At 39.1% G+C, this 4,502-nt stretch carries 1 protein-coding gene; it reads left to right on the top strand.

The genetic code is table 11. The features are described 5' to 3' along the window. Positions 1-4,161, top strand: a 4,161-nt coding sequence (locus CYP77_RS10005; RefSeq protein ID WP_181001423.1) for an Ig-like domain-containing protein, incomplete at its 5' end; no start/stop codon positions are given. Between the last annotated feature and the right edge of the window lie 341 nt (positions 4,162-4,502).

Consider the following 4,502-nt stretch of genomic DNA (forward strand, 5'->3'; position numbering starts at 1 on the left):
GATGGTACATTTAGTGTTCCTACACCAGATAATGAACCACTAAAACCAGGTACTGAGGTAAAAGTTACTCCAAAAGATGATGCAGGCAATGGTACTCCAGCTACTACTCCAGTATCAGACGTAACTACCCCAACAGTAACTCTAGATCCAATTAACAACACTTCAACAGTAGTAACTGGTAAGGTTCCAAATCCAGATCCAAATACCAAAGTAACTGTTGAAATTCCTGGTCATACCCCAGTTACAGTTCCAGTAAATCCTGATGGTACATTTAGTGTTCCTACACCAGATAATGAACCACTAAAACCAGGTACTGAGGTAAAAGTTACTCCAAAAGATGATGCAGGCAATGGTACTCCAGCTACTACTCCAGTATCAGACGTAACTACCCCAACAGTAACTCTAGATCCAATTAACAACACTTCAACAGTAGTAACTGGTAAGGTTCCAAATCCAGATCCAAATACCAAAGTAACTGTTGAAATTCCTGGTCATACCCCAGTTACAGTTCCAGTAAATCCTGATGGTACATTTAGTGTTCCTACACCAGATAATGAACCACTAAAACCAGGTACTGAGGTAAAAGTTACTCCAAAAGATGATGCAGGCAATGGTACTCCAGCTACTACTCCAGTATCAGACGTTGTGCCGCCGCAGGTAGATCTCACTCCAAAAGCTGACGGCACAGTTGATGTAGTGCCTCACGACAATGACGCGACAAAGGTTGAAATTTCATACATAGATAATGGTGGCAACACGCAAACTATAACCGTGGTCAAAAATCCAAGTGCTGGCTGGGTTGTAGATAGCACTCCTGGCAAGACGACAGCTCCAACAGGTGCTTTTAAACTTGATCCAAATAGTGGCAAGGTCACTATCAGCGACGATGCGACAAAAGATAACACTCCAGTGATCGCAAAGGCTACTGATGGCGCTGGCAATACAGCCACAGGCGAGACTACTGCTCCAGATAAATTTACTATCAAATTTAATGATGACGCAGATGGCAACGGTACTATCACAAGAGGCGAGAACTATGCTGAGGATGGCACAAAAGCTACTGCAACCATCAGCATACCAAACCTTGCAAAGGACGGCAGCAAGATCCACGTTATAGGCACTGGCATAAATGACTATTACACAGTTCATAAAGATGCTAGTGGCAACGTTACAAGCGTTATAGATACAAAAGGCAACAATGTATTTGACGGCAATAATGGCATAAAGGTTGGCTATAACTATAACCACTACCAAACAGCCCTCGGAAATGCAGCTAGTATCACAGCTGAGCTAGAAGGCACAACCCTTAAAGCTACTTCGAGTGTTAAATTTGAAAATGTCAAAATGGCTGACGTTGAATTTGTAGAGCTTGATAAGAATGGTAATGTTTTAAGCGATATGAAAACTGGCAACATAGATACTACTAGGAGGTATAATAGAGCCACGTCTGCACTTGATGGTGACATAAACCACACCACAGCTCGTATATCATTACCTGACAATATCCAAGATGGCGACGTTATAACTGTAAAATATGGTTTTGGACCTAGTGCTGCATCTTTAGCCGCAACAGGTGGTACAGATACGACTGCTTATAAATATTTCTTAGTTCATAAAGCAGCTGATGGCTTTATGACAGTTGATCAGATCACTTCAGCTACTGATAAGACAGTTATCAAATCAGGTCTTACATCTACAAATGGCACTGGCGAGAAATTTGGTATAGATATCCACGATATGCCAACAGCCAACTATGATCACACACATTCACGTGGTATAGAAGTAAAAATAACAGGCGAAGATGATTCGAGTATGGGTATGAATTCTAGGTATATAAGTAGAGAAAGCATGCAAGCCCCAACTGTTATGTTTGTAGAAGGCAGCAAAGAATTTGATCCAGCCATAGTAGGCAATGGCGGACCTGGATCTATTGGTATGAAAATGGAGTATGCTGGACTAGATGGTGATATACACCACACAACAGCACGTATCAAGCTACCAAGTATCTTCTCAGATGGCGATAAACTAACAGTTGTTATAACTGACTATAACAAAATTTATGCAGATACTGGCGTAGTAAAATATCCAGATGATAATCCAGCTCCAACAGCTGTGAAGACATTTGTTATCCACAAAGCTGCTGATGGCACTGTGACATTTGACGAGGTTGATATAAATGGTAATGTCATACATGCAGGTATCCCATCAGTAAATAACAGCGCTATAGATGTATCTGAAATAACTCTATATAGTAGAGACGAAGCTGGTTTTGTTCATGCAACTCGTGTTGATGCGACCATCACAGATCATCTTAATCTAAATGGTAACGATAGCGCAAGCGACATTGCAAATTATGTCTTCCGTGAGACTGTAAATATTAAAGATGTTACTATCACAACCGTACATGATGATTTTGGTAGCGTGACAGGAGATGTATCAAAAGACGGCAAGACTGACGATAAAACTCCAAAGTTAATAGGCAAAGCAGATAAATTTGCTACGATAGAAATTTTTGATGGCACACACTCTTTAGGCACAACTACAGCTGACAAAGATGGTAACTGGAGCTTTACACCTAGCACTCCACTAAATGACGGCGAGCATAAATTTACAGCCAAGGCAACTATCGGTGGCTCTAGCAAGACAAGTGGCGAGTATACAATAGATATAGATACTCATGCAAGTATCACACTAGAAAGTGTTGATCTTGTTGCAGATAGCAGTAGTTTGCCAGGTGCAGGAACTATGCCGTTGCCAGTGAGAAATTTAATAGGTGGAAGAATGTCTCTTAGTGACCACAATGATATTCTTAATGTTGGTGGTAATGTTACTGGTGGTGCCGAAGTGCTAGCTGGTAAAGGAAATGATAAGATAAGCATAGGAGGATACTTAGGAGGTATTTTGGGCAACAAAGGTACTATCAACCTAGGTGAAAGCGATACCAAATTAACTAAAACTGTCCGTATCTCAGTTAGCTCAGATGAGCATAATAGAGAATTCGTCATCAAAGATGCAAATGACCATGAGATAGGTAGAGCTACTACTGATGCTAATGGAAAATTTAATGGGAAGGTAAATTTAACAAGAACTATTAGCCCTAATGAAAAAATCAGTGTAGAGATAACTGATGCTGTTGGCAATACGGCTTCGGATAGCAAAATAACTAGCCATATAGTTAATAGCGACGGAACTCGCTACTATAACAACGAACTAGGAATAGGCACAGATGTTGATACCGGGACCATTATAGGTGGTAGCGGCAATGATAAGGTAGTAGTCGGAACCTCAGGCCATAGTAGTCGTTATATCACCGATAGATCTGTAGTTGACTTGGGTGATGGAGATAATTATCTAAGCGTTTATTCAAATATATCTGGCTCTAAAGTTCAAATGGGTAGTGGTGATGATATAGTTAAAACTGGGTATGACGAGGCGAATAATAAATTTACCAATGGAGATGGTTATATAGCTGGTAAGTCAATAGTAGATCTAGGTGATGGCAATAATAAGCTTGATATTGGAACTAATATCGATAACTCTAAAGTCACAACTGGAAATGGTGATGACAATGTAGAAGTAAGAGGTTATATATGGAATGCTAGCGGTAAGATAGTAGGAACAAATGACGAAGAGTACGGCGTATATCTAGGTGACGGCAATAATAAACTAAAAGTTGGCACAAACATAGACAACTCTAATGTTACAACTGGAAGTGGTGATGACGTTATAGAAGCTGGAGGCTATGTCATAAATTCTAAGATAAATTTAGGTGATGGTAATGATACTATAACAGTTGGATGGATCAAAGGCAATAACAACGACATCAACGGTGGTACTGGCTATGATAAACTAGCTATCACTAATCCAGGAACATCTATAAATTTAGATAGTATTGCAAGCCAAGCACACAACTTTGAAGAGCTTAATATCTCTAATAAGAGCCAAAATACTACTTTGAGCGTTAAACTAAGTGATGTCATAAGTTTAACTGACGGCGACAATACACTAAAAATAACAGCTGATGCTGGAGACAAAGTAGAATTTAAAGATGCTGGCTGGCAAAAGGGTGCATCAACTGACGGCTATACCGCATATACAAATGATACTAGCGGAACAACTGTTACTGTTGAGATCAAGGACGAAGTAACACAGCCTATGTAATCATAGATGTAAATTTGATATCAAAGTGGTGGCGTTAAATCAAACGGAGAGCAAGGAAGCTCTCCAAATTTATGTATCAGAAATAAAATTTAAATTTGTAAAATATTTTGCAATTATTTCAACTATCTTTAAGCATCCCTCATATATAATTCCAGCTCACGAAACGAGAAACCACCTTTAACTTCACCGTTAATAAAGCCTTTTTCTTATCGTTGTTCTTTTAACTTACAATTGTTAAACTATTAGTCAATCTTTGAAATCTAAACAAGTGATCGATTGAGCCAGTCTATTATGATTAAATAATAGATTAGACAAACTAATATATAAAAACTAAAAAGTTT

Origin of the sequence: Campylobacter concisus, from assembly GCF_002913865.1 — a bacterium.
In the GTDB taxonomy this organism is placed as follows: domain Bacteria; phylum Campylobacterota; class Campylobacteria; order Campylobacterales; family Campylobacteraceae; genus Campylobacter_A; species Campylobacter_A concisus_AM.